At 27.5% G+C, this 1227-nt stretch carries 1 protein-coding gene; it reads right to left on the bottom strand.

Features of this window, described 5'->3' with window-relative positions; genetic code table 4:
• Window positions 1-1227 (bottom strand): SAM-dependent methyltransferase (locus tag N1F73_RS03670; protein ID WP_260360155.1); only part of this gene is annotated, 1227 nt, incomplete at both ends.

A 1227-nucleotide genomic window follows, 5' to 3' on the forward strand; every position in this document is an offset into this window, starting at 1 on the left:
GATTTCTTCATCAATCTGTGCCAAAGTTTGATCGTATTTTTTAGCTAATTTTTCTAATTTTGCAATTTGGCTATTAATAACGTCATTACCTTTTTCAAGAATTGATTTTGAAAGATTATCGCTTCATTTGATGTGTAGCAATTCGATAAATTCATCAGTATCTATCGAATCTATTTTAGATTGTTTTTTGGCGTTAAAATCTTGTACTAATTTTTTGTGACTTGCTTTTAGAGTTTTAATTTTGTTTTTTATTTTTTTTACTTCAAAACTTTGTTCATCATCTAGATTTTCTTCGTTATCGTTATCGGGTGCTATTTCTTTAATTTGTGATTCTTTTTCTTCGATATCGGCCTTCAATGTTTCGATATCCTCTAATTCATTGGCAAAATAAACCTTTTCGATTGTTAAATTATTAGCAAAAACATCGAAATATAGGTGATTATCTTGGTTATCGATGTTCGCCAAAATGTTATATAAATCGGTTTTAATATCTTTGAAAGTAGTTATTGCTTCTTGGTAAAGTTCATATTTATCTAACATTTTGATTTGTGAAATATTATCAAAAAAGAAATTATCAAATTCGTCTGCTAGATTTTCAATTCTAATATTTTTTATATCGTTAAAATTACCTAATTTTTGTCTTAAAAATTCTTTTAGTTTTTTGACAACATTGCTGTATTTTTCTAAATAGGCTTGTGTATCAGGATGGTCTAATATTGTTTGGTAAATATTTTCCTTGTCTTTAAACTCAGAGTATTTAGCATCAAGCGGTTTTAATAATATTTCTTTGATATTTGGCATTGAAGCTCAAAAATCACTAAAATTATCTAATTCAGTATTAGGAATTCCACCGTGTAAAGAAGCATATAAATCGTGAAAATCGTCTTTTTCAAATGAGTCAATATAACGTGAAATATTCAAGTTGAAATCGTTCTCTTTGATCTCTTCAAAACTTGCTATTTTTGAGAATTTTGCAATATCTTTTTTTTCAATGTAAGCATCTACGATTTTACGTATATGTGATACTTCCATTCTGTTAGTCGAAGAATATTTGGTAAATAATTTAGAACCATCAATAAATTGAATATCACGGTTTTTACGGTTTTTACGCAATACCATAATTATTGTTGCAATACCAGTTCTAAAAAAGATTCCAGCTGGTAAACCAATAATGGTATCGATATAGCCGTTTTCGATTAGTTTTCTACGAATTTTACCTTCGTTACC

This window comes from Mycoplasma sp. HS2188, from assembly GCF_025209835.1.
Taxonomy (GTDB): Bacteria; Bacillota_I; Bacilli_A; order Mycoplasmatales; family Metamycoplasmataceae; genus Mycoplasmopsis.